Raw genomic sequence first — 25,243 nt, 5'->3', positions numbered from 1 at the left:
AGGAATAAAAAAGGCCCGCATCGCTGCGGGCCTTTTCCGTTTGCCGATGGGGCAGGGGACTTACCCCGCCACCAGCACCCGAATCGCTTCCAGTCGCAACGCAGCCTTGTCGAGCATGGCCAGGCCTTGCTCGCGTTGTTTGCGCAGTGCTACCAGTTCGCTGTCGCGTACCGTCGGGTTGACCGCTTGCAGGGCGGTCAGGCGTGCCAGTTCTTCGTCCGTGTCGGCGGCCAGGCGGCGCTGGGCTTCGGCGACGCGCTCGGCATGGCGCGGGAAGATCTTTTCTTCACCGGCGTTGATCCGTGGCGTCAGCTGGTCACGCTGGGCCTGGATGAACTTGTTGGCGCTGGCCCGAGGAACGCTTTCGAGCTGGTCGTTGAGGGTTTCGAACGCTACGCGAGCCGACAAGTCGTTGCCGTTGGCATCGAGCAGGCAGCGCAGGGCTGCTGGCGGCAGATAGCGCCCCAGCTGCAGTGAGCGCGGCGCCACCACTTCGCTGACGTAGAGCAGTTCCAGCAACACGGTGCCAGGTTTGAGCGCCTTGTTCTTGATCAGCGCCACGGCGGTATTGCCCATCGAGCCGGACAGCACCAGATCCATGCCACCCTGGACCATCGGGTGTTCCCAGGTGATGAATTGCATGTCTTCGCGAGACAGCGCCTGGTTGCGGTCGTAGGTGATGGTAACGCCTTCGTCGTCGCCCAGCGGGAAGCTGGCGTCGAGCATTTTTTCACTCGGCTTGAGGATCAGCGCGTTTTCCGAGTGGTCTTCGCTGTCGATGCCGAAGGCGTCGAACAGGGTTTCCATGTAGATGGGCAGGGCGAACTGATCGTCTTGCTCAAGAATGTCCTCGACCAGTGCATCACCTTCGCCGGCACCGCCGGAGTTGAGCTCCAGCAAGCGGTCGCGGCCGGTGTGCAGCTCGGCTTCCAGGCGCTCGCGCTCGGCGCGGGCTTCGTCGATCAACGCTTGCCACTCGCCGTCGTCGGCATTTTCCAGCAACGGCAGCAGGCGCGAGCCGAACTGATGCTGCAGCGCGTTGCCGGTCGGGCAGGTGTTGAGGAACGCGTTCAGGGCCTCGTGGTACCACTGGAACAGACGCTCCTGCGGACTGGTTTCCAGGTAGGGCACGTGCAGCTCGATAATGTGCTTCTGGCCGATCCGGTCGAGACGACCGATGCGTTGCTCCAGCAGGTCCGGGTGCGCAGGCAGGTCGAACAGCACCAGGTGATGCGAGAACTGGAAGTTGCGACCTTCACTGCCGATTTCCGAGCAGATCAGGACTTGGGCACCAAATTCCTCGTCGGCGAAATAGGCGGCGGCGCGGTCACGCTCAAGGATGTTCATGCCTTCGTGGAACACCGTCGCCGGGATGCCGGAACGCACGCGCAGGGCGTCTTCCAGGTCCATCGCGGTTTCGGCATGGGCGCAAATCACCAGAACCTTGGTGCGCTTGAGCATCTTCAGTTGATCGATCAGCCACTCGACACGTGGGTCGAACTTCCACCAGCGCTCTTCTTCATTGGCATCCGGCTGGGCCTGGAAGCTCACTTCCGGATACAGCTCGGCGTGATCGCCCAGGGGCAGCTCGAGGTATTCGTCCGGGCACGGTAGCGGATACGGGTGCAGTTTGCGTTCCGGGAACCCCTGCACGGCGGCGCGGGTGTTACGGAACAGCACGCGTCCGGTGCCATGGCGATCCAGCAGTTCGCGAACCAGGCGCGCACTGGCTTCGGTGTCGCCATCGTTGACCGCAGCCAGCAGCGCTTCGCCTTCATTACCGAGGAAACCGTGGATGGTCTTGTGCGCTTCAGGCGACAGACGCCCCTGGTCCAGCAGCTCCTGAACGGCTTCGGCCACCGGGCGGTAGTTTTCGCTCTCGGCGCGGAAGGCGTGCAGGTCATGGAAACGGTTCGGATCGAGCAGGCGCAGGCGTGCGAAGTGGCTGTCCTGGCCGAGTTGTTCCGGGGTGGCGGTCAGCAACAGGACGCCGGGAATGACTTCGGCCAGTTGCTCGACCAGGGAATACTCAGGGCTGGCCTTTTCTTCGTGCCAGACCAGATGGTGTGCTTCATCGACCACCAGCAGGTCCCAGCCGGCAGCAAACAGCGCGTCCTGGGCTTTTTCGTCGTCCACCAGCCACTCAAGCGCAACCAATGCCAGCTGGGTGTCTTCGAACGGGTTGGTCGCATCGCTTTCGATAAAGCGTTCTTCGTCGAACAGCGCGACCTGCAGGTTGAAACGGCGGCGCATCTCTACCAGCCACTGGTGCTGCAGGTTTTCCGGAACCAGGATCAGCACACGGCTGGCGCGGCCCGAGAGCAATTGGCGATGGATCACCAGGCCGGCTTCGATGGTTTTACCCAGGCCTACTTCGTCCGCCAGCAGAACCCGAGGGGCGATGCGGTCAGCGACTTCGCGGGCAATGTGCAGCTGGTGGGCGATCGGTTGCGCCCGAACGCCGCCCAGGCCCCACAAAGAGGACTGCAGCTGGCGGCTGGTGTGTTCCAGCGTGTGGTAGCGCAGGGAGAACCAGGCCAGCGGGTCGATCTGGCCGGCGAACAGACGGTCGCTGGCCAGGCGGAACTGAATGAAGTTCGACAGCTGGGTTTCCGGCAGGGTGACGGTTTCGTTCTGCGCGTTGAGGCCGTGGTAGACCAGCAGGCCGTCGACATCGTCGACTTCCTGTACGGTCAGTTTCCAGCCTTCGAAGTGAGTGATCGAGTCACCCGGAGAAAACCTCACGCGGGTGAGGGGCGCATTCCGTAGCGCGTACTGGCGGGTATCGCCAGTGGCCGGATAGAGCACGGTCAACAAGCGGCCGTCCTGTGCCAGAACGGTGCCCAAACCCAGCTCGGCTTCGCTGTCACTAATCCAGCGTTGCCCCGGTTGATACTGCTGCGCCATGCTGCCTGACTCCCACCTTGAAAAAGCGGGCTATCTTAACGGAATGAGGGCTCCAGGCCAAAGGATAACGCGCGCAGGCGCTGCCGCAAGCGGCGATCTTTTTGATCCTGGTGGAACGTCTGGGTCAGACGTTGTCCGATAAATGACAGTCCAATCCCCCAAGCCCGCCGCCACCGCGCAAGTGCCAACCGGGTCACAGTTTGCGTGAGCTGGCTCAAGTCGCGGTCCCCGCAGCCGACAGCCTGCTGACAGGAGAACAAAAATCATGCTGCCACCGATGCTCCCATTGAGTGCCGTGCCGATCACTTCACAGCAGGACCCGGTTCGCCAGCGCCCGGACATCGCGCCCGTGACCCCGGTACAGCAGACCTCCAGCGACAGCACGATCGACCTGCAGCAGCGCGACCCCGAGGAAGCAGCATTTCAGCTGCGCGAAGAACAGCGCCGTCAGCAGCAGCGAGAAAAGCGTCGGCGAGAAGCCGATGGCCAATCTGATCAGCATTTGCCGATTCCCGGCTATGAGTTGAACGCGGACAACACGGTGCCAGTGGCGCCGTTGATCGAAGACGAGCCGAGGCAGGGTTTGTGGGTCGATATCGAGATCTGATGCCAGCACTGGTCAGCGCCGTCGTCAGGCTCCATTATTGGCGGGAACATGCGTGCAAGCGCAGCACCTTTAAACGATGCGATGTATTAAAAAACATGAGCCAGGACGACAAACTGATCGATCTCAACACTGAACGCGCCAAGCGGGTTCATGACCTCAACGAGAAGCGCCTCAATGAAGTGCGCCAGGCATTCGAGCAGGCCATGCCTTTGGGAAAACCCAAGAAGAAGCCGAAGAACAAGCCGAAAAAGCGTTAAGCCCCCCCCCTGCATTGTTTGATGCAGGTCAGTTTTGCCTCTCCTTTACGCCCAGTCTCGGGCGACATTGATCCCGGTCAATTTTCTCTCCTGCCCGATTGGTTAACTTAGCCCTATCGCAACAGGGCAAGTGCTGGAGGCCAGTCATGTTTTTCGACAACGTGGTGATCGCCGGAGTGCTGACAGTCGGCCTCATGGTTCTGTTTTTTGCAGGGTTTGGATTTTTCATCTGGCAAGACTCGCACAAACGGAAAAAACCGTAGGTCTTTCTGGAAACAATGAGCACGCAAGGCATTTTGGGCAACTTCGGTTGCCCTTTTTTTTTGCCCGCGAAAAGGCCGGGGCTTCCCAAGATTGGCGGTTGTTTGCAGGCATAAAAAAGGCGCGAACCTCACGGGACGCGCCTTTTTTGTGCCGCTGACTATCAGCTACCCAGCGCCTTCGACGCCAGCCAGAACAGGCCGGCCGACAAGCCTACCGTTGCCGGCAGGGTCAACACCCAGGCCAGCAGGATGGTTTTCACGGTGCCGCCTTGCAGGCCACTTTTGTTCGCGACCATGGTACCGGCCACGCCCGAGGACAGTACGTGAGTGGTGGAAACCGGCAGGCTAAAGATGTTTGCCATGCCGATCAGGCTCGCGGTGGTGATCTGCGCCGACATGCCCTGGGAATAGGTCATGCCCTGCTTGCCGATTTTCTCGCCGATGGTCAGTACCACGCGCTTCCAGCCAACCATGGTGCCCAGGCCCAGCGCCAGGGCGACCGCCAGGATGACCCAGAACGGGGCGTATTCGGTGGTGGTGGTCAAGTCCTTGCGCAGCTTGTCCAGGTCGGCCTTTTCACGTGCGGCCAAGCCAGGCAATTTGCTGACTTTCTTCGCCGTGTCATCCAGGCAGAGCAGGTAGCGACGCACTTCGATGCGACTGTCCGACGGCAGCGAGTGGTAGTCGGAAACACCTTTCAAAGTGCCGAGCAGGGCGGTGATGGTCGGTTCGGTCTGTTGCGGGTTGCACCGGAATTTCTCCGGCAGATCGCCTTCCACGCTCTTGCCCAGGGCCAGGAACTCGCCCAGGGTATCGGCATTGCGCTTGTAGAACTGGCTCAAGTGCAGGGTCGCGTCGCGAGTCCGTTCGATCTGGTATGTAGTGCTGCCCAGGTCAAGTACGAACTGCGCCGGGACGATACCGATCAGCACCAGCATGATCAGGCCGATACCTTTCTGGCCGTCGTTGGAACCGTGCACGAAACTCACGGCCATGGCCGAAATAACCAGGACCAGGCGGTTCCAGAAAGGCGGGTGTTTCTTGTCGTCGACCTTGCGGCGCTGTTCCGGCGTCTTGTGCATCTTCGACAGCGGGCGCCACCATTTCAGGCCGATCAGGATCAGCGCGGCGATCAGGAAACCAGCCATTGGCGAAAAGACGAGGGAGGCGGCGATATCGATCGCTTTCTGCCAGTTCACACCGTCTGCCAGCGGAATGTCGTTGATCAGGGCGTTGGCCAGGCCGACACCGAGAATCGAACCGATCAGCGTGTGGGAGCTGGAGGCCGGGATACCGAAGTACCAGGTGCCCAGGTTCCAGGTGATGGCCGCGGCAAGCAGCGAGAACACCATGGCCAGCCCGTGACCGGTGTTCACATTGATCAGCAGTTCTACCGGCAGCAGGTGGACGATGGCATACGCCACGCCGACACCGCCCAGCAGCACGCCGAGAAAGTTGAACACACCGGAAAAGAACACCGCCAGATGGGGCGGCATGGCTTTGGTGTAAATAACGGTGGCCACCGCGTTAGCGGTGTCATGAAAGCCGTTGATGAACTCGAAGGCGAGGACAAAGGCCAGGGCGAGCAAGAGGCTCACGAGCACCCAAGCATCCAGTCCGCTGAATAAATCGATCATGAAGGTTTTCTGACCCGGTCGTAAGGGGGCGCGATTATGCCAGAAAAGGATGGAAATCGATGCACTAGCTGCTCATCGGTAACATTCTTCAACGATTTAGTTTGCGCTTGGCGGTGCCTCGGCGGGTTTTGCAGGTCTTTGAATCTTAAGGTAAAGGCTGCACACACAGGGGTTTCTCCGAGCAGCTGGAAAAATATGAACACCCGTAGGAAATTTCTGAAATAAGGGTCAGAAATGAACCTGTCACCTCATCCGGTGGACAAGGTAGCCGCTGCCCGCTCGTAGCGGGCGCGAAGGCATCATCGACTCAAGCCGCTTTTAGCAGGCCCGCATCCAGACCCCTGGAAAGATCAAAGCCTAGCGATTCATGGCTCTTCGGCTTTGAGTTCCTTTTCCATCTTTTGCAGTTCCTGGCTGAACGCCTGATCCTGAACGGTGGCGCGTTTACGCCAGGGTTTACGTTCCGGTTCGGGCTGTGCGGCGTAGGTGGTGACTTCCCCGCCGTAAACTTCCTTGTAACGTTGTTCCTGGCGCTCAAGTTCCGCGCGCAGTTCGTCTTTCGTCACAGTGCTACCTGTATGAGTTGAGATTGATTCTGGTGAAACGCACTGCACAGCGGTATCGAGTGCAGTCGGCGTCAACCCGGGAGGTTTTCGTTGGCGAGAGCATTCAATACAGGTTACAGGCGGCCACGGCACCAGAGATAAACAGCTGACGTAGCATCAGTCTCCAGTTTCAGCGAGCGCGTTGGCGTTGAATCCAGTGATCAGCGGCAGGCGCTTGCTGCTGGGGGCGACAATGGAACATTGCGCCACCCAATGGTGGACTCGGCAGGTGAGTAGCCGAGTCGCCATTGAATTGTATTATAGCGGCCGTTTCGTAGAACACTATCTCTAAACCGTTAAAACAAGATATTGCGCGAAGTTTGTTTAATGCGACATAAGTTTTACCCTGAACTAGGCCGTTCAGCGTATGTATTTTGTGACGCTGTCTTTCTGACGCCATTGTGGCCGGCAAGTTCGCAGCCAATTGCCCACCCTTAGTTGTACGAGAGTTCCGTTCCAGGAAAACTTCCGGCGCTCGTCAGCTGTGTGGCCGACAGTGGGTTTGCGATAATCGGTTGATGGTTCGATAATCGCCCGATGTTGACCGGTGTCTCTTGTGCACCGTACCGGAGCCGCTTGTAATGGCTCCCGAATCGTGTGGGAAAAGGACCTGATATGAACGACCAACTGCGCAACTCCTTCGCTTCAGTGGCGCCGCCGATAGTCGCGTCTCCCGCCAAACGGATCCAGGCGCTGACCGGCGACCCGGATTTCATGACGTCGCTGGCCCGCGGCCTGGCGGTGGTGCAGGCCTTCCAGGAGCGCAAGCGCCACCTGACCATTGCCCAAATCAGCCACCGCACGGAAATACCTCGCGCTGCAGTGCGACGTTGCCTGCACACGCTGATCAAGCTCGGCTACGCCACCACGGACGGGCGCACCTATTCACTGCTGCCCAAAGTCCTGACGCTCGGCCATGCCTACCTGTCATCGACGCCGCTGGCGGTCTCCGCCCAGCCGTACCTGGACCGCATGAGCGAACAACTGCACGAGGCCTGCAACATGGCCACGCTGGAGGGCGATGACATTTTGTACATCGCGCGCTCGGCGACCACCCAACGGCTGATCTCGGTCGACCTCTCGGTGGGCGGGCGGCTTCCCGCCTATTGCACCTCTATGGGCAGAATCCTGTTGGCCGCGCTGGACGACACTTCGCTGCGCGAGTACCTCGATCACGCCGAGTTACAGGCCAAGACCAGCCGTACCCTGCACACCCCCGAAGCCTTGCTCGAATGTTTGCAAGAGGTACGGCAACAGGGCTGGTGCATCGTCGACCAGGAACTCGAACAAGGCCTGCGCTCGATCGCCGTTCCCGTGTATGACGCCTCCGGGCAGGTGGTGGCGGCATTAAACGTCAGCACCCACGCTGGCCGGGTCAGTCGCAACGAACTCGAACAGCGATTCCTGCCTGGGCTGCTCAGTGCCAGCCGCGACCTCAGCAGTCAGCTCTTTGCCTAGCGCACAGCTGCGAAGTGTTCGATAAACGCACAGACTCGCGTTTATCGAATTGACGCTGTTTCCCCAGGATTATTAATGTCGCCGCAGCGCCAGCACCAGGCTGGCACCTGTTCGACTGCGTTCTTGCGTGGAATAAAAATAATGAACCAGCCCCAGTCTGTTGTAGGTAACTGCCTCGACGTGCAGTCCTTCATCAATGCCCAACCCATTTCGCGCTACCAGTGGCGAGTGGTGATCCTGTGTTTCCTGATTGTCTTTCTCGATGGCCTTGACACGGCGGCCATGGGTTTCATCGCGCCGGCCCTGTCCCAGGACTGGGGGATCGATCGGGCCAGCCTCGGCCCGGTAATGAGTGCTGCCCTGATCGGCATGGTGTTTGGCGCATTGGGCTCCGGCCCGCTGGCTGACCGCTTCGGACGCAAAGTGGTGCTGGTCGGTGCGGTGGTGCTGTTCGGCGCATTCAGCCTCGCGTCGGCCTACAGCACCAACGTCGACCAACTGCTGGTATTGCGGTTTCTCACGGGCCTGGGCCTGGGGGCCGGGATGCCGAACGCGACCACACTGCTGTCGGAATACACCCCGGAGCGCAAAAAATCTTTGCTGGTGACCAGCATGTTCTGCGGTTTTAACCTGGGCATGGCGGGCGGCGGGTTCATCTCGGCCAAGCTGATCCCCATGTTCGGCTGGCACAGCCTGTTGTTTATTGGCGGGGTCCTTCCGCTGATCCTCGCCGTTGTCCTGCTGTTCTGGTTACCGGAATCGGCGCGTTATCTGGTGGTACGCAATCGCGGCACCGATAAAGTGCGCAAGACCCTCGCGCCCATCGACCCGGTCGTTGTCGCCCAGGCTGCAAGCTTCAGTGTGCCGGAACAGAAAACCGTCAAAGCCCGCAACGTGTTTGCGGTGATCTTCAACGGCACCTACAGCACTGGCACGTTGCTGTTGTGGCTCACCTATTTCATGGGGCTGGTGATTGTCTACCTGCTGACCAGCTGGTTACCGACCTTGATGCGCGATAGCGGCGCCAGCATGGAACAAGCGGCCTTCATCGGCGCGTTGTTTCAGTTCGGCGGGGTATTGAGCGCCGTAGGAGTGGGCTGGGCGATGGATCGCTTCAATCCGCACAAGGTCATTGGCACTTTCTACCTGCTGGCGGGGGTGTTTGCCTACGCGGTGGGACAGAGCCTGGGCAACATCACTCTGTTGGCGACGTTGGTGCTGGTGGCCGGGATGTGTGTTAACGGTGCGCAGTCGGCCATGCCGTCGCTGGCGGCGCGGTTTTATCCGACACAGGGGCGGGCGACCGGCGTCTCGTGGATGCTGGGTATTGGCCGCTTCGGCGCGATTCTCGGCGCATGGATGGGTGCGACGTTGCTGGGCCTGGGCTGGAACTTCGAGCAGGTGCTGACGGCGCTGGTGATACCGGCGGCACTGGCGACGGCGGCGGTGGTGATCAAGGGCATGGTCAGTCATGCGGATGCGACCTGAGCCCGGTTGCGGCCCGCTAAAGATTGCAGCCTGCGGCAGCTCCTACGTGTGCGCGAAGTCCGGTGGGAGGTGCTGAAGGCTGCGATTTTTCGCGGGTCACGCAGAACGATAGCCCAACAACAATCTGTTCGATAAACGAACACTCAGTCGATTATCGGATTGTTTGGCCCATTGCGCAGGCTTACTCTTCAGTTACTCCGGCGCTGCGCATCGCGCCCTTTTCATCCACTGTCGGTTCATTACAAAACGGGAGCCTGCCCCATGGCTGAAATCCTTTCGCTGCACGAAGCAGTGAAGCAATTCGTAAACGACGGCGATACCGTCGCGCTCGAAGGCTTCACTCACCTGATCCCTACGGCGGCGGGTCACGAAATCATTCGCCAGGGCAAGAAAGACCTGACGCTGGTACGGATGACACCTGACCTGATCTACGACCAGTTGATCGGAGCCGGATGCGCGCGCAAGCTGATTTTCTCCTGGGGCGGCAACCCTGGTGTTGGCTCGCTGCACCGTTTGCGTGACGCGGTCGAGAAGCAGTGGCCACACCCGCTGGAAATCGAAGAACACAGCCATGCCGACCTGGCCAACGCCTACGTTGCCGGCGCCTCCGGGCTGCCTTTCGCAGTACTGCGCGCCTACGCCGGCTCGGACTTGCCCAAGGTCAATCCGCTGATCAAGACGGTCACTTGCCCCTTCACTGGCGAAGTATTGGCCGCGGTGCCTTCGGTACGCCCGGACATCACCGTGATCCATGCACAGAAAGCCGATCGCAAGGGCAACGTATTGCTCTGGGGTATTCTTGGGGTGCAGAAAGAAGCGGCGCTGGCAGCCAAGCGTTGCATCGTCACCGTTGAAGAAATCGTCGACGACCTGAACGCGCCGATGAACTCCTGCGTGCTGCCCACCTGGGCGCTCAGCGCGGTCTGCCACGTACCGGGCGGTGCGCATCCGTCTTACGCCCATGGGTACAACGAGCGGGACAACCGCTTTTACCAGGCCTGGGATCCGATCGCCCGTGACCGTGAGACTTTCACCGCATGGATCAACGAATACATCCACGGTAGCGCTGACTTCAGCGAGTTCCAGGCCAAGCTGGCCGCTGCTTCGGAGGCCAAGTAATGACTTACACCACCAATGAAATGATGACCGTCGCTGCCGCCCGCCGCTTGAAGAACGGTTCGGTGTGTTTCGTCGGCATCGGCCTGCCTTCCAAAGCCGCCAACCTGGCACGCCTGACATCGTCGCCTGATGTCGTGCTGATCTACGAATCCGGCCCGATCGGTGCCAAGCCTAGTGTGCTGCCGCTGTCGATTGGTGACGGTGAACTGGCGGAAACTGCTGACACTGTCGTGCCCACCGGTGAGATCTTTCGCTACTGGCTGCAGGGCGGGCGCATCGACGTCGGCTTCCTCGGCGCCGCGCAGGTCGATCGCTTCGGCAACATCAATACCACCGTGGTCGGCGACTACCATTCACCCAAGGTCCGTCTGCCGGGTGCCGGCGGTGCTCCGGAAATTGCCGGCTCGGCCAAGAGCGTATTGATTATCCTCAAACAGTCGTCACGCTCGTTCGTCGACAAGCTGGACTTCATCACCTCGGTGGGTCATGGCGAGGGCGGCGATTCGCGTAAACGCCTGGGCCTGCCGGGTGCCGGTCCTGTAGGCATCATTACCGACCTGTGCATCATGGAACCTGAAGAGGGCACTCACGAATTTGTGGTGACCGCATTGCACCCAGGCGTGACCCGCGAGCAAGTGGTGGCGGCCACCGGCTGGGCCATTCGCTTCGCCGAAACCGTCGAGCACACCGCCGAGCCTACTGAAGTCGAACTCAAGGCGCTCAGGGATCTGGAAGCCCGCACCGCAGCCGCCCATGGCCAAGCCCCCGGAGAAGCCTGATGCGTGACGTTTTTATCTGCGACGCGATTCGCACCCCTATCGGCCGCTTCGGTGGCGGACTGTCGGCGGTCCGCGCCGATGACTTGGCCGCCGTGCCGATCAAGGCTTTGATGGAGCGCAATCCATCAGTCGACTGGAACGCAGTGGACGAGGTATTCCTCGGCTGTGCCAACCAGGCCGGCGAAGACAACCGCAACGTCGCACGCATGGCCTTGCTGTTGGCCGGGCTGCCGGAGTCCATTCCGGGCGTTACGCTCAACCGCCTCTGCGCTTCGGGCATGGACGCCATCGGCACCGCGTTTCGGGCGATTGCCAGTGGTGAAATGGAACTGGCCATCGCCGGCGGGGTGGAGTCGATGTCCCGGGCACCGTTCGTGATGGGCAAGGCCGATGCCGCGTTTTCTCGCAGCATGAAGCTGGAAGACACCACTATCGGCTGGCGTTTCATCAACCCGTTGATGAAAGCCCAGTACGGTGTGGATGCAATGCCGCAGACTGCTGACAACGTCGCCGACGATTATGAAGTCTCGCGCGAAGATCAGGACGCGTTCGCACTGCGCAGCCAGCAACGGACCGCCGCTGCCCAGGCAGCCGGCTATTTCGCAGAAGAAATCATCGAAGTGCGCATTGCCCACAAAAAGGGTGAAACAGTGGTCAGCCAGGACGAGCATCCTCGCGGCGACACTACCCTGGAAACCCTGGCCAGGCTCAAACCGGTTAACGGTGCGGACAAAACGGTTACTGCCGGCAACGCTTCAGGCGTAAATGACGGCGCAGCGGCATTGATCCTGGCATCGGCCGACGCTGTAAGGAAACACGGCCTGACGGCTCGTGCGAAAGTGCTGGGGATGTCGAGTGCCGGTGTTGCACCTCGGGTCATGGGCATCGGCCCGGTGCCGGCGGTGCGCAAGTTGACCGAACGCCTGGGCCTGGCCGTCAGCGACTTCGACGTGATCGAACTCAACGAAGCATTTGCCAGCCAGGGCCTCGCCGTCCTGCGCGAGCTGGGGTTGGCGGACGACGCACCTCAGGTCAACCCGAACGGCGGCGCCATTGCCCTGGGCCATCCGTTAGGCATGAGCGGTGCGCGCCTGGTACTCACGGCCTTGCATCAACTGGAAAAAACCGGCGGCAGCAAGGGCCTGGCGACCATGTGTGTCGGCGTCGGCCAAGGCCTGGCCCTGGCGATTGAACGCGTCAGCTAACAAGAACAGAGGAAAGCGTAATGACTGACAAGCCTGGTTACCGCCGCCCGCAGGAGGGCACTCAACCGGCCTACCTGCACCCGGCCTATCAATCCACCAACCTGCGCGCGCCGTCGCAGCCGTTGGTGTTTTTGCCGCACTCGTTGTCGGAGATCACCGGTCCGACCATCGGTGCCGAGCGTATCCAAGCCCAGGACAACGACCTGACCGCGCAACATTCGGGCGAACCCCAGGGTGAGCGCATCATTGTCCATGGTCGCGTGCTGGACGAAGACGGCCTGCCGGTGCCGGGTATCCTGGTGGAAATCTGGCAGGCCAACGCCGCCGGGCGCTACAACCATGCGCGTGACCTGCACGACGCGCCGCTGGACCCGAATTTCACCGGCACCGGTCGCACCGTGACCGATGCTGAAGGCTGGTACCAGTTCCAGACCATCAAGCCGGGTGCTTATCCGTGGGGCAACCACCACAATGCCTGGCGCCCTGCGCATATCCATTTCTCGCTGTTCGGGCCAAGCATCCTGACGCGTCTGGTCACCCAGATGTACTTCCCGGGTGACCCGCTGCTGGCGTATGACCCGATCTACAACTGCGTACCGGATACCAGCGCCAAAGAGCGCTTGATCGCCAGTTTCGATCTGGAGAAAACCATCCCTTCCTATGCCCTCGGTTACCGCTGGGACATCGTTTTGCGCGGCCGCGAAGCCACGCCGATGGAGAAATAAGATGACGCTCAACGCGACCACATCCCACACCGTCGGACCCTATTACCACATCGGCCTGACCTGGCTGAACCGCGAAGACCTGACCGTCGAACAGACCCTGGGCCAGCGCGTCGCCATCAGCGGGCAGGTGGTGGACGGCAACGGAGACTTCGTCAACGACGCCATGCTGGAAATCTGGCAGGCCAATGCCGCTGGCAAATACGATCACCCGGAAGATGACCAGGCCAAGGCGCTGGACCCGAACTTCGAAGGGTTTGGCCGGGTACCGGTGGATGCGCAGGGGCGCTTCCGCTTTACCACGATCAAGCCAGGTATCGTGCAAGGCCTGAAAGGCACGACTCAGGCGCCGCATCTGGTGGTGCTGGTGTTCGCCCGCGGGCTGGTGAAGCATCTGCTGACACGGATTTACTTCGATGGCGAGCCGGCGAACGTCGATGATTCGCTGCTGGAGTGCGTACCTGCGGAGCGCCGCAGCACCTTGCTGGCGAAGCAGGACGCGGCCGGCGTGTACCAGTGGAATGTGATTTTGCAGGGCACTGAGGCGGAGACGGTGTTCTTCGATTATTGAGAACCCCGCAAATGTTAATCCCGTGCGGGTTCCCCACACGGGATTGCTTTGCCTGATGCATCTGCGGAACGGGACTGTTGCAAAGTATGTCTAGACTGTCACTGTCCCCAAAGAGTGAAAAACAATGACAACCCCCACCGCTACTCCAGCGCACTACACCGGCGAAGAGCGTAAAAAACGAATCTTCGCAATTGTTGGCGCCTCCTCGGGCAACCTCGTTGAATGGTTCGACTTCTACGTTTACGCCTTCTGCGCCATCTACTTCGCCCCGGCGTTTTTCCCGTCCGACAACCCGACCGTGCAACTGGTCAACACGGCGGGCGTGTTCGCTGCCGGGTTCCTGATGCGGCCCATCGGCGGCTGGATCTTCGGTCGCGTCGCGGACAAGCACGGGCGCAAGAATTCGATGCTGATATCGATTCTGATGATGTGCTTCGGCTCCTTGCTCATTGCCTGCCTGCCGACCTACAAGGACATTGGCGTCTGGGCGCCGATCATGCTGCTATTCGCCCGTTTGCTGCAGGGCCTGTCGGTTGGCGGCGAATACGGCACCACCGCTACCTACATGAGTGAAGTCGCTCTCAAGGGCCAGCGCGGATTCTTCGCCTCGTTCCAGTACGTGACGCTGATTGGCGGGCAGTTGCTCGCGGTGTCCCTGGTTGTGGTGCTGCAGCAATTTCTCACCGAGGATGACCTGCGTGCCTACGGCTGGCGGATCCCGTTCGTGGTCGGTGCGGTGGCGGCGCTGATTTCGCTGTTCCTGCGCCGTTCGTTGAAGGAAACCAGCAGCAAGGAAATGCGCGAGAACAAGGACGCCGGCAGTATCCGTGCGCTGTTCCGTGATCATAAAGCTGCGTTTATCACCGTGCTGGGCTACACCGCCGGTGGTTCGCTGATTTTCTACACGTTTACCACGTACATGCAGAAATACCTGGTGAATACCGCCGGCATGCACGCCAAGACGGCCAGCTACATCATGACCGGCGCGCTGTTCCTGTACATGTGCATGCAGCCGCTGTTCGGCATGCTCGCGGACAAGATCGGCCGGCGCAACTCGATGCTCTGGTTCGGCGCCCTCGGGACCCTGTGCACCGTGCCGATCCTGCTCAGCCTGAAAAGTGTCAGCAGTCCTTTCCTGGCGTTTGTGCTGATTACCGTGGCACTGGCGATTGTGAGTTTCTACACCTCCATCAGTGGCTTGGTTAAAGCCGAGATGTTCCCGCCGGAAGTACGCGCATTGGGCGTGGGCCTGGCGTATGCGGTGGCAAATGCAATTTTCGGCGGGTCGGCCGAGTATGTGGCGCTGAGCCTCAAGGCCGTGGGCATGGAAAACTCTTTCTACTGGTACGTGACGGTGATGATGGCGGTGGCGTTCCTGTTCAGCCTGCGCCTGCCGAAACAGGCGAAATACTTGCACCACGACCTTTGATATTTACCCGTGGGCCTGAACGGCCCACGCTTGCAGGGATAGTTTATGAACGAGCGACCGGGCAATCAGTTGTTCGATGCCTATTTCACTGCCCGCGACATGCGCGAAGTGTTCTGCGATCGGGGGCGCGTCCAGGCGATGCTCGACTTCGAGTCGGCGCTGGCTCGGGCCGAGGCAACAGTCGGCCTGATCCCGCAGACTGCTGTGGCGCCGATCCAGGCGGCTTGCCGGGCCGGACTCTACGACTTTGCAGCGCTCGGCGAGGCCATTGCCACAGCGGGCAATTCGGCCATCCCGCTGGTTAAAGCCCTGGGCAAACAGATCGCGGCGACCGATGCCGACGCCGAACGTTATGTGCATCTTGGCGCAACCAGCCAGGACGTGATGGACACCGGCCTGGTGCTGCAACTGCGCCGGGCGCTGGAGCTGATCGAAAGTGACCTGGCACAGCTGGGTGCAATCCTCTCGACTCAGGCCGAACGCTATGCTGCCACGCCGTTGGCTGGCCGGACCTGGCTGCAACACGCCACGCCCGTCACTCTGGGCATGAAGATCTCCGGTTGGCTGGGGGCGGTGACCCGCAGCCGTCAACGCCTGCAAGAACTCAAGCCGCGCCTGCTGGTGCTGCAATTTGGTGGCGCCTCCGGAACCCTGGCTGCTCTCGGCGACCAAGCGCTGCCGATTGCCCAGGCGCTGGCCAAGGAACTGCAACTGGGCTTGCCGGATCAACCCTGGCACACCCAGCGAGATCGCCTGGTGGAGTTCGGTTCCGTACTGGGGTTGATCGCCGGCAGCCTGGGCAAGTTGGGGCGCGATGTCAGTCTGCTGATGCAGACTGAAGCAGGGGAGGTTTTCGAGCCCTCGGCACCAGGTAAAGGCGGCTCCTCGACCATGCCGCACAAGCGCAATCCGGTGGGCGCCGCAGTGCTCATCGGTGCGGCCACGCGGGTGCCCGGCCTGATCTCGACCCTGTTCAGTGCAATGCCGCAAGAGCACGAGCGCAGCCTGGGCTTGTGGCATGCCGAATGGGAAACCCTGCCAGAGATTTGTTGCCTGGTGTCCGGCAGCCTGAAGCAGGCGCTGCTGATGGCGGCCGGCCTGGAAGTAGACGCCGAACGCATGACCCGCAACCTCGACCTGACCCAGGGGCTGGTGCTCGCCGAAGCCGTGAGCATTGTCCTTGCCCAGCGGGTGGGGCGTGATACCGCGCACCATGTGCTGGAGCAATGCTGCAAACGTGCTGTCGCCCAGCAACGGCACCTGCGCGCAGTCCTTGGCGAAGAGCCGCAAGTCACTGCCCAGCTGTCTGGGGCTGAACTGGATCATCTGTTGAACCCTGCCCACTACCTCGGTCAGGCCCGAACCTGGGTCGAGCGAGCGGTGGCTGAACATTCTGGATTAACTGCCTGAAGGAGATTGCTGTGGCTTTTGTACAACTCGCCGAGGGCGAACTGCATTACCAAATCGACGGACCGCAGGATGCGCCGGTGCTGGTGCTCTCCAACTCGCTGGGCACCGACCTGCATATGTGGGACGCGCAGATGGCCGCGTTCACCGAGCACTTCCGGGTACTGCGGTTCGATACTCGAGGTCACGGGAAATCCCTGGTGACGCCGGGCCCGTACAGCATTGAGCAACTGGGGCACGACGTCCTGGCGCTGCTCGATGCCCTGAACATCGAGCGCGCGCATTTTTGTGGCCTGTCGATGGGCGGTTTGATCGGCCAGTGGTTGGGGATCAATGCCGGTGATCGCCTGCTCAAGCTGGTGGTGTGTAACACCGCAGCGAAAATCGGTGATCCGTCGGTGTGGAACCCGCGCATTGAAACCGTCCTGCGTGATGGTGCAGCGGCCATGGTCGCCCTGCGGGATGCGTCGATTGCGCGCTGGTTCACCCCGGACTTCGCCTCGGCCAATCCTGCTGTCGCCAGCCGCATTACCGACATGCTCGCAGCCACTTCGCCTGAAGGTTATGCCGCCAATTGCGCTGCGGTGCGCGATGCCGATTTCCGTGATCAACTGGGCTCGATCAAGGTGCCGCTGCTGGTCATTGCAGGCTCTGGAGATGCGGTCACGCCGCCAGCGGGTAGTCACTTCATTCAGGAGCACGTGGCCGGCGCCGAATACGCCGAGTTCCATGCCGCCCACCTGTCCAACGTCCAGGCCGGCGCAGCATTCAGCGAGCGCGTCGTGGCGTTCCTGTCAGCTCGATAAGGGGGAGTTTCGTGGACGAACAACAACGTTACGATGAGGGGCTGAAAGTTCGCCGTGCGGTTCTCGGCGACGCCCATGTCGATCGCAGCCTGAACGCCCTGACCGAGTTCAACTCGGAGTTCCAGGAAATGATCACACGCCATGCCTGGGGCGACATCTGGACCCGCCCAGGCCTGCCACGTCATACCCGCAGCCTGATCACCATCGCGATGCTGATCGGCATGAATCGCAATGAAGAACTCAAATTGCACCTTCGCGCAGCCGCCAATAACGGGGTGAGCCGTGGCGAGATCAAGGAAGTGATCATGCAGAGCGCGATCTACTGCGGCATCCCGGCTGCCAATGCGACTTTCCACCTGGCCGAGTCAGTGTGGGACGAACTGGGCGTTGAGTCCCGGGAGTGATTTATGATTTTTGTTGCCTGAACTGACGCCATCGCGGGCAAGCCCGCTCCCACAAGGTTTTGTGTCATTCCCCAAACATTCGCAAGACATAAACCTGTGGGAGCGGGCTTGCCCGCGATGACGCTGGTGAGGCTTACAACAGGCTGATCGGGTAGCTGACGATCAGCCGGTTCTCATCGAACTCGTTATTGCTGTAGTCCCGGCGCATGGTCGAATTGCGCCATCTGACGTTCAAGTCCTTCAGCGCACCGCTCTGTACGGTGTAGCCCAGTTCGCTTTCGCGACCCCATTCCTTGCCATCAGTGATCGTGCCGGTGTGGACGTTGCTGCCGCTGATGTAGCGGTTCATCAAGGTCAACCCGGGCATACCGACGGCGACGAAGTTGTAGTCGTGGCGCAGTTGCCAGGATTTCTCCCGGGCATTGTCGTAGCTCGAGTTGTAACTGTCGTTGGCCAGCGTACCGCCGCTGGTACCGTTGACCCGCATCCACGCGCTATCGCCGGTGAGTTGCTGCAGGCCCAGGTAGAAAGTATGGCCGCCATACTTCGCCGAGAACAGACCGGACCAGGTCTTGTTGTCCAGCTCGCCAGCGCGAGCGCTACCGTCGTCCTTGCCGTAGAAAAAGCCGAGGTTGGCGCCCAGTGTCCAGTCGCCCAGGGGCTGGCTGTGGATCACATTGACGAACTGCTGGCTGTAGATGTCCTTCAACTCGGCGTTCCACAGCGCAAGCTGGGTGCGTTTATCGTTGAACACATATTCGCCGCCCTGGAAGTTGAATCTGTCCGAGGTGAAAGACGGCTTCCCGGTCATCGACATGTCGCTCATGCTGCTGTCGTCGCGCGGACTATTGGCGCGGAACTGCCCACCGTACAGCGTCAGCCCAGCCCACTCCCTGGAAGTGATCTGGCCGCCCCTGAAGGTTTGCGGCAGGGATCGGCCGTCGTCCGAACGCAGGACCGGCAGCACGGGCATCCATTCGCCGACTTTGACTTCGGTTTGCGACAGCTTCGCCTTGAACGCCACGTTGGTGCGACCGAAGTTATCGGCCGGACGGCCGTCCTGATCCAGAGGTAAAAGCTGAGTCCCGCCGGTGCCCTTGCCGCCATCGAGCTTCACCGAGTACAGCCCCAGCACATCCATGCCTAGCCCGACGGTGCCTTGGGTGAACCCGGATTTCGCATCCAGGATAAAACTCTGCGTCCACTCTTCAGCCTTGCCCTGGGTCTTGGTCGGGTTGGTAAAGTTACGGTTGATGTAGAAATTGCGCAGGTTCAGATTGACCTTGGCGCCCTCGACGAAACCCGACTCCTCGGCGGCCGCGGTGCCAGCTGCGGCGGCCAGGGCAAAGGCGATCAGGCTGGGATATAAGTAGTGCGCAGTGGGAGGCGTCATGGGTAGGGGTCTCTCTATTTATTGGGGATGCAACGGGTGATGCCGCAACCTGAGGCTGCAGTTGAAGATGCGTATCGTGGAAGTAGAGAAACGGATTCAGCCGGACAGGGCAGGGCGCTGAGACATGGTCGAACCTGGAGGTTATTGGTTTTGTGGAGCGAATGGTGCGCGGAATGTACTAGATAGTTCAATCTGTAGCTGAGGGTTTTGGGCGATTATCGAACTATAAAAGATCAACAGATCGCAGCCTTCGGCAGCTCCTACAGGTGTGCGCGAATGCCTGTAGGAGCTGCCGAAGGCTGCGATCTGTTGGTCCTGAAGCCCAACAAAAAGCCCACCGGTAAGGTGGGCTTCGATATTGCGAAAAGCGCTATCAGAACAACTTCAGTTTCGGCGCTTCTTCTTTCACCGGCTCGTTTTGCGCGGTTTGCGCATTCCAGCCACCACCCAGTGCCTTGTACAGATTGACTGCGCTGACCAGTTGGGCCAGACGATCGGTGATCAGTACCTGCTGGGCGCTGAACAACTGGCGCTGGGCATCGAGGAAGGTCAGGTTGCTGTCGACACCAATGCGATAACGTCGCTCGGCCAGACGGTAGTAGTCCTGGTTCGCGGTGACGAAATCACGCTGCGCCTGCAGCTGCTGGGTGTAGGTCTGGCGCGCTGCCAGGCCGTCGGCGACTTCCTGGAAGGCCGTTTGAATGGACTTCTCGTAGTTCGCCACGCCAATGTCTTTCTGGATTTTCGAGTAATCCAGGCTGGCACGCAGGCTGCCGGCGTTGAAGATCGGCAGGTTGATCTGCGGCTGGAACAACCAGGTGCCCGAGCCGCCCTTGAACAGGCCGGACAGGTCCGGACTCAGGGAACCGGCATTGGCTGTCAGGCTGATGCTCGGGAAGAACGCAGCCCGCGCGGCGCCGATGTTGGCGTTGGCGGCCTTGAGGTTGCGCTCGGCCTGGAGGATGTCCGGGCGCCGTTGCAGCAAGTCCGACGGCAGGCCTGGCGGTACATCGCTCAGCAAGTCGTCAGCCAGGGGCCGGGTGGGCTGCAGGTTCGCCGGCAGGCCGGTACCGAGCAGCAGCACCAGGCTGTTTTCATCCTGCGCGACCTGGCGGGTGTACTTGGCCAGTTGCGCCCGGGCGTTTTCCACCGAGGTGCGCGACTGCGCCAGGTCCAGTGCCGAGGCGACGCCCACTTCGTTGCTGCGCGAAGTGAGCTTGTAGCTCTCCTCGAACGCACCAAGGGTGTCCTGGGTCACCTTGAGCAGTTCCTTGTCGGCTTGCCAGGTCAGGTAGGCGTTGGCCACGTTGGCCACCAGGCTGATTTGCGTGCTGCGACGGCCTTCTTCAGTGGCGAAGTACTGTTGCAGGGCTTCTTCACTCAGGCTGCGAACACGACCGAACAGGTCGAGTTCGTAAGCGCTGATGCCGACCGTAGCCGAGTAGGAACTGGTGATCCCTGCCTCGCCGGTTTGCGAAGCGTTGGCCGGAACGCGCTGGCGGCTGCCAGTGCCATTGGCCGACACCGCCGGGAACAGGTCCGCACGCTGGATGCGGTACTGCGCGGCAAAGGCGTCGATGTTCAATGCGGCGACTCGCAGGTCACGGTTGTTTTCCAGGGCCACCTGGATCAGCTGTTGCAGGACCGGGTCATGGAAAAACTGCTTCCAGCCCTGTTCAGCAGCGGCCTGACCTGGCGCCTGGGCCGGCGAATAAGCCGGCCCTTGCGGGTACTGGCTCGCCACCGGTGCTTCAGGCTGCTGATAATCGGGTATCAGCGAGCAGCCACCAAGTACGAACGCGGCGACTGCCAGGGAGAGTAGTGACTTGCTCATTGGCCAGCCTCTTTAGGAGTTTCAGTAGTGTCATCCGGGTCGGTTTTTTTGCGCTGACCAATGGACGACACGGTAACGAAGAACAGTGGTACCCAGAAAATCGCCAGGACCGTGGCCGTGATCATACCGCCAATAACGCCTGTACCGATGGCATGTTGGCTACCTGAGCCGGCACCAGTGGAAATCGCCAGGGGCACTACGCCCAGGACAAAGGCCAGCGAGGTCATGATGATCGGGCGCAAACGCATGCGGCAGGCTTCGATCGCCGCCTCTCGCAGGCTCTTGCCCTGCTCGTGCAGTTCCTTGGCGAATTCAACGATCAGGATGGCGTTTTTCGCCGCCAGGCCGATAGTCGTCAACAGGCCCACCTGGAAGTAAACGTCGTTGGACAGCCCGCGCAGACTGGTCGCCAGCAGTGCCCCGATGATCCCCAAAGGTACTACCAGCATCACCGCAATCGGAATCGACCAGCTTTCGTACAGAGCCGCCAGGCACAGGAACACCATCAGCAGCGATAACGCGTACAGCGCCGGAGCCTGCGAGCCGGACAGGCGTTCCTCGTACGACAGGCCGGTCCAGGAAATCCCTACACCCGCCGGGAGTTTCTTCGCCAGCGCTTCGACTTCGGCCATGGCCTCACCGGTGGAATAACCCGGCGCCGGGGCTCCGAGAATTTCCATCGCCTCTACACCGTTATAACGCGACAGCTTAGGTGCGCCGTAGATCCACTTGCCCTTGGCGAAGGCCGAGAACGGCACCATGGTTCCTTCGGAGTTACGCACGTACCATTTCTTGATGTCTTCGGGGCTCATCCGCGAATCAGGCTGGCCTTGCACGTACACCTTCTTCACCCGACCGCGGTCGATGAAGTCGTTGACGTAGCTACTGCCCAAGGCAATCGACAGGGTGGTGTTGATGTCGCTGAGCGTGAGGCCCAGGGCACTAGCCTTCTCGTCATCGATTTCCAGCTGGTATTGCGGTTCGTCGTTCAGGCCGTTGGGACGTACCTGCGACAGCACCTTGCTCTGCGCGGCCATGCCGAGGAACTGGTTGCGCGCTTCCATCAGTTTTTCGTGGCCGATGCCGGCACGGTCCTGGAGGAATACGTCAAAGCCCGTGGCGTTGCCCAGCTCCAGTACCGCAGGTGGCGCGAAGGCGAACACCATGGCGTCACGGAACGAGAAGAAATGCTTTTGGGCCCGGGCGGCCAGGTTGAATACGCTGTTATCGGCGTTTCGCTCGCCCCAGGGTTTGAGCATGATAAAGGCCAAGCCCGAACTCTGGCCGCGACCGGCGAAGTTGAAGCCGTTCACGGTAAACACCGAGGCCACCGCATCGCCTTCGCCGCCGTCCTTGGACGGCCGTAGCAGGAATTCGCGCATTTCGTCGATCACCACCTGGGTCCGCTGGGCGCTGGAGCCGGCCGGGGTCTGCACCTGGGCGAAGAGTACGCCCTGGTCTTCTTCCGGAAGGAACGCCGTTGGAATGCGGGTGAACAACCAGATCATGCCGACCACGATGATCACGTAGGCCAGCAGGTAAGGGGCCTTGTGCGTGAGCATGTTGCCAACGCCGCGCTCGTAGCTTTTGACGCCGCGGTCGAAACTGCGGTTGAACCAGCCAAAGAAGCCGCGTTTCGGGGTGCCATGTTCGCCTTTCGGAATCGGCTTGAGCATGGTGGCGCAAAGCGCCGGCGTGAAGATCAGGGCAACCAGTACCGACAGGGCCATGGCCGAGACGATCGTGATCGAGAATTGCTTGTAGATCACCCCGGTAGAACCGCTGAAGAACGCCATTGGCAGCAGTACCGCCGAGAGCACCAGGGCGATACCCACCAGTGCACCCTGGATCTGCCCCATGGATTTCTTGGTGGCCTCCTTGGGTGACAGGCCTTCTTCACTCATGACCCGTTCGACGTTTTCCACCACAACGATGGCATCGTCCACCAGCAAGCCGATGGCCAGCACCATGCCGAACATGGTCAGGGTGTTGATGCTGAAACCGAACGCCGCGAGAATCCCGAAGGTACCCAGCAGTACCACCGGCACCGTCATCGTGGTGATGACCGTGGCGCGGAAATTCTGCAGGAACAGGAACATCACCAGGAACACCAGCACGATCGCTTCGACCAGGGTTTCAACCACACCCTTGATCGATTCGGTCACCACTGGCGTGGTGTCGTACGGGAACACCACTTCCATTCCTTGCGGGAAGAAGGGCTTGAGGGTTTCGATGGTGTTGCGCAGTGCCTTGGCGGTGTCGAGGGCGTTGGCACCGTTGGCCAGTTTCACCGCCAGGCCGGAAGCCGGTGCGCCGTTGAACTGAGCGTTGATGCTGTAGTTCTCACCGCCCAGACCCACATCCGCGACATCGGACAGACGCACTTGCGAGCCGTCCTTGTTGACCTTGAGCAGGATCTTGTTGAACTGCTCGGCGGTCTGCAGGCGGGTTTTGCCGATGATGGTAGCGTTCAGCTGCTGGTCAGGTGCAGCAGGCAAGCCGCCCAGTTGGCCGGAGGACACCTGGATGTTCTGCGCCGCGATGGCCGCCTTGACGTCTACCGGGGTCAGGTTGAAGTTGTTCAACTTGGCCGGATCGAGCCAGACGCGCATGGCGTACTGGGAACCGAAGACCTGGAAGTCACCGACACCGGCGGTCCGCGAGATCGGATCCTGCATGTTGGACACGATGTAGTTGGACAGGTCGTCCTTGTTCATGCTGCCGTCACGCGACACCACACCGATGACCAACAGGAAGTTTTTCACCGCCTTGGTTACGCGGATCCCCTGTTGCTGCACTTCTTGCGGCAGCAGCGGGGTGGCCAGGTTCAGCTTGTTCTGCACCTGGACCTGGGCGGTATCGGAGTTGGTACCCTGCTCGAAGGTCGCGGTAATGGTCATGCTGCCGTCGGAGTTACTTTCCGAGGAGACATAACGCAGGTTATCGATACCGTTGAGCTGTTGCTCGATCACCTGGACCACGGTGTCCTGCACGGTTTGTGCGGACGCGCCTGGGTAGGTTACCTGGATCGCAATGGCCGGTGGCGCAATGCTCGGGTATTGGTTGATCGGGAGTTTGAGGATCGATAGTGCCCCGACCAGCATGATCACCAGGGCAATTACCCAGGCGAAAATCGGACGGTCGATAAAAAATCTGGACATGGGTTACTCCCCTTTGCCGCTGGAAGCCTTGTCAGCTGCCTGTGCGGGGACCGGGTTCTTGGTGCCTACGTTAGTCGCTTCAGTGGCTTTGACTTCGACACCAGGTTTGACGTACTGCAGCCCTTCGGTGATCAGCCGATCGCCCGCCTTCAGGCCATCTTCGATCAGCCACTGGCTGCCCACGGTGCGACTGGCCTTGAGCTGGCGCAGCTCGACCTTGTTGTCCGGGCCCACGACCAGTGCCGTTGGCGCGCCCTTGAGGTCACGAGTCACGCCTTGCTGGGGTGCCAGGATCGCTGCGCTGTTCACACCGGCCTGCAGCTGAGCGTGAACGAACATGCCGGGCAGGAGGGTGTGGTCAGGGTTGGGGAACACGGCGCGCAACGTCACGGAACCGGTGGTCTGGTCTACCGAGACTTCGGAGAACTCAAGTTTACCGTCCAGCTTGTACTGGCTGCCGTCTTCAAGGGTCAGCTTGACCGCCGCGGCGGTGTCACCGGCCTTTTGCAGGCGCCCGCTTTCCAGTTCACGGCGCAGTTCCAGCAGCTCCACGGACGACTGGGTCACGTCGACATAGATCGGATCGAGTTGCTGGATCACCGCCAAGGCCTCGGCCTGGCCATTGGTAACCAGGGCACCTTCGGTCACGTTGGAGCGACCGATTCGACCGCTGATAGGCGCGTAGACTTTGGTGTAGCGCACATTGATCTGGGCCGTCTGCACCGAAGCTTCCGCCTGCATGCGGTTGGCCAGCGCCGTGTCGTATTCCTGACGGCTCACGGCCTGCTCTTTCACCAGCAGCTTGTAGCGGTCGGAAATCGACTTGGTCTGCTGCAGGTTGGCTTCGGCGCTTTTCAGCGTGGCTTCATAGACGGCCGGATCGATCTGGTACAGCTGCTGGCCGGCCTTGACGTCGCCGCCTTCCTTGAACAGGCGCTTGAGAATGATGCCGTTGACCTGCGGGCGGACTTCGGCAATGCGGAACGCACTGGTACGACCCGGAAGCTCGGAAGTCAGGGTGAACGATTGTGCCTGCAGCGTCACGACGCCGACCTGAGGGGGTGGTGCGGCGGGGGCCGCCTCTTCCTTTTTACATCCGCTGAGCAGCGATGCAAGGGCGACGGCAGTGACCAGAGCGGTAACAGCTGGCTTGAATTGCATGAAAATCCTCGGGTCAGGCGCGCTAGGTGC

The 25,243-nt window shown here is 60.8% G+C and carries 21 protein-coding genes; 14 read left to right on the top strand and 7 right to left on the bottom strand.

From position 1 onward, the window contains the following. Positions 1-60: 60 nt before the first annotated feature. Positions 61-2,907: an RNA polymerase-associated protein RapA gene (gene rapA, locus UB23_RS20090; RefSeq protein ID WP_045061052.1), complete on the bottom strand. Its 2,847-nt coding sequence runs from the start codon at positions 2,905-2,907 to the stop codon at positions 61-63. A gap of 265 nt (positions 2,908-3,172) precedes the next feature. Here rapA and UB23_RS20085 point away from each other — a divergent pair, with 265 nt between their 5' ends. From UB23_RS20085 to ccoM, 3 genes are all read left to right on the top strand, one after another. After that, the gene (locus tag UB23_RS20085; protein WP_045061051.1) at positions 3,173-3,514 is read left to right on the top strand and encodes a hypothetical protein; all 342 of its coding nucleotides are present in this window, start codon (positions 3,173-3,175) and stop codon (positions 3,512-3,514) included. Further along, positions 3,514-3,771, top strand: coding sequence for a hypothetical protein (locus UB23_RS20080; protein WP_045061050.1), 258 nt, complete (start codon positions 3,514-3,516; stop codon positions 3,769-3,771). The genes UB23_RS20085 and UB23_RS20080 overlap by 1 nt, the downstream gene beginning before the upstream one ends. Positions 3,772-3,917: 146 nt before the next feature. After that, positions 3,918-4,034, top strand: coding sequence for a cytochrome c oxidase subunit CcoM (ccoM, locus tag UB23_RS30600; RefSeq protein ID WP_045061049.1), 117 nt, complete (start codon positions 3,918-3,920; stop codon positions 4,032-4,034). A 161-nt stretch (positions 4,035-4,195) separates the two neighbouring features. On the opposite strand, the gene UB23_RS20070 is transcribed toward ccoM, so the two are convergent. Together UB23_RS20070 and UB23_RS20065 are read right to left on the bottom strand one after the other, a co-directional pair. Beyond that, on the bottom strand, positions 4,196-5,671 hold the full coding sequence (locus UB23_RS20070; protein WP_045061048.1) for an inorganic phosphate transporter: 1,476 nt from the start codon (positions 5,669-5,671) through the stop codon (positions 4,196-4,198). Positions 5,672-6,036: 365 nt separating this feature from the next. Further along, positions 6,037-6,237: a hypothetical protein gene (locus UB23_RS20065; RefSeq protein ID WP_007903846.1), complete on the bottom strand. Its 201-nt coding sequence runs from the start codon at positions 6,235-6,237 to the stop codon at positions 6,037-6,039. 654 nt (positions 6,238-6,891) lie between these two features. Between UB23_RS20065 and pcaR the strand changes: the two genes are divergently transcribed. From pcaR to pcaC, 11 genes are all read left to right on the top strand, one after another. Then, entirely contained in the window at positions 6,892-7,734 is an 843-nt protein-coding gene (pcaR, locus tag UB23_RS20060) for a pca regulon transcriptional regulator PcaR (RefSeq protein WP_045061047.1), read from the top strand. A gap of 141 nt (positions 7,735-7,875) precedes the next feature. Continuing rightward, positions 7,876-9,222 carry an MFS transporter gene (locus UB23_RS20055; protein WP_045061046.1) on the top strand — a complete coding sequence of 449 codons (1,347 nt, stop codon included), beginning with the start codon at positions 7,876-7,878 and terminating at the stop codon, positions 9,220-9,222. Positions 9,223-9,483: 261 nt separating this feature from the next. After that, the gene (locus UB23_RS20050) at positions 9,484-10,341 is read left to right on the top strand and encodes a CoA transferase subunit A (RefSeq protein WP_045061045.1); all 858 of its coding nucleotides are present in this window, start codon (positions 9,484-9,486) and stop codon (positions 10,339-10,341) included. After that, a complete protein-coding gene (locus UB23_RS20045; protein WP_045061044.1) occupies positions 10,341-11,120 on the top strand; it encodes a CoA-transferase subunit beta in 780 nt (259 codons plus the stop codon). The genes UB23_RS20050 and UB23_RS20045 overlap by 1 nt, the downstream gene beginning before the upstream one ends. Continuing rightward, on the top strand, positions 11,117-12,325 hold the full coding sequence (pcaF, locus tag UB23_RS20040) for a 3-oxoadipyl-CoA thiolase (RefSeq protein ID WP_177328580.1): 1,209 nt from the start codon (positions 11,117-11,119) through the stop codon (positions 12,323-12,325). Before UB23_RS20045 ends, pcaF begins: the two co-directional genes overlap by 4 nt. A 20-nt stretch (positions 12,326-12,345) precedes the next feature. Further along, positions 12,346-13,050, top strand: a complete 705-nt coding sequence (gene pcaH / locus UB23_RS20035; RefSeq protein WP_045061042.1) for a protocatechuate 3,4-dioxygenase subunit beta — start codon at positions 12,346-12,348, stop codon at positions 13,048-13,050. Position 13,051: 1 nt separating this feature from the next. After that, entirely contained in the window at positions 13,052-13,618 is a 567-nt protein-coding gene (gene pcaG / locus UB23_RS20030) for a protocatechuate 3,4-dioxygenase subunit alpha (RefSeq protein ID WP_045061041.1), read from the top strand. A gap of 124 nt (positions 13,619-13,742) precedes the next feature. Next, entirely contained in the window at positions 13,743-15,047 is a 1,305-nt protein-coding gene (locus tag UB23_RS20025) for an MFS family transporter (RefSeq protein ID WP_045061040.1), read from the top strand. 45 nt (positions 15,048-15,092) lie between these two features. Then, positions 15,093-16,457 (top strand): 3-carboxy-cis,cis-muconate cycloisomerase, encoded by a 1,365-nt coding sequence (locus tag UB23_RS20020; protein ID WP_045061039.1) that lies wholly within the window; start codon positions 15,093-15,095, stop codon positions 16,455-16,457. An 11-nt stretch (positions 16,458-16,468) separates the two neighbouring features. Continuing rightward, positions 16,469-17,260 (top strand): 3-oxoadipate enol-lactonase, encoded by a 792-nt coding sequence (gene pcaD, locus UB23_RS20015; protein WP_045061038.1) that lies wholly within the window; start codon positions 16,469-16,471, stop codon positions 17,258-17,260. 11 nt (positions 17,261-17,271) lie between these two features. After that, complete coding sequence (pcaC, locus tag UB23_RS20010; protein WP_045061037.1) at positions 17,272-17,664, top strand: 4-carboxymuconolactone decarboxylase; 393 nt, start codon at positions 17,272-17,274, stop codon at positions 17,662-17,664. 133 nt (positions 17,665-17,797) lie between these two features. Here pcaC and UB23_RS20005 read toward each other — a convergent pair whose 3' ends face one another. From UB23_RS20005 to UB23_RS19990, 4 genes are all read right to left on the bottom strand, one after another. Then, positions 17,798-19,057 (bottom strand): OprD family porin, encoded by a 1,260-nt coding sequence (locus UB23_RS20005; protein WP_045061036.1) that lies wholly within the window; start codon positions 19,055-19,057, stop codon positions 17,798-17,800. Between the two features lie 373 nt (positions 19,058-19,430). Then, positions 19,431-20,891 (bottom strand): efflux RND transporter outer membrane subunit EmhC, encoded by a 1,461-nt coding sequence (gene emhC / locus UB23_RS20000; protein ID WP_045061035.1) that lies wholly within the window; start codon positions 20,889-20,891, stop codon positions 19,431-19,433. Next, the gene (gene emhB, locus UB23_RS19995; RefSeq protein WP_045061034.1) at positions 20,888-24,052 is read right to left on the bottom strand and encodes an efflux RND transporter permease subunit EmhB; all 3,165 of its coding nucleotides are present in this window, start codon (positions 24,050-24,052) and stop codon (positions 20,888-20,890) included. The genes emhC and emhB overlap by 4 nt, the downstream gene beginning before the upstream one ends. Before the next feature lie 3 nt (positions 24,053-24,055). Then, positions 24,056-25,213 carry an efflux RND transporter periplasmic adaptor subunit gene (locus UB23_RS19990; protein ID WP_045061033.1) on the bottom strand — a complete coding sequence of 386 codons (1,158 nt, stop codon included), beginning with the start codon at positions 25,211-25,213 and terminating at the stop codon, positions 24,056-24,058. Between the last annotated feature and the right edge of the window lie 30 nt (positions 25,214-25,243).

This window comes from Pseudomonas sp. ES3-33, assembly GCF_000952175.1.
Taxonomy (GTDB): Bacteria; Pseudomonadota; Gammaproteobacteria; order Pseudomonadales; family Pseudomonadaceae; genus Aquipseudomonas; species Aquipseudomonas gregormendelii.
Note: the sequence above shows the minus strand (reverse complement) of the source record. Positions and strands in the feature narration are given on the sequence as shown.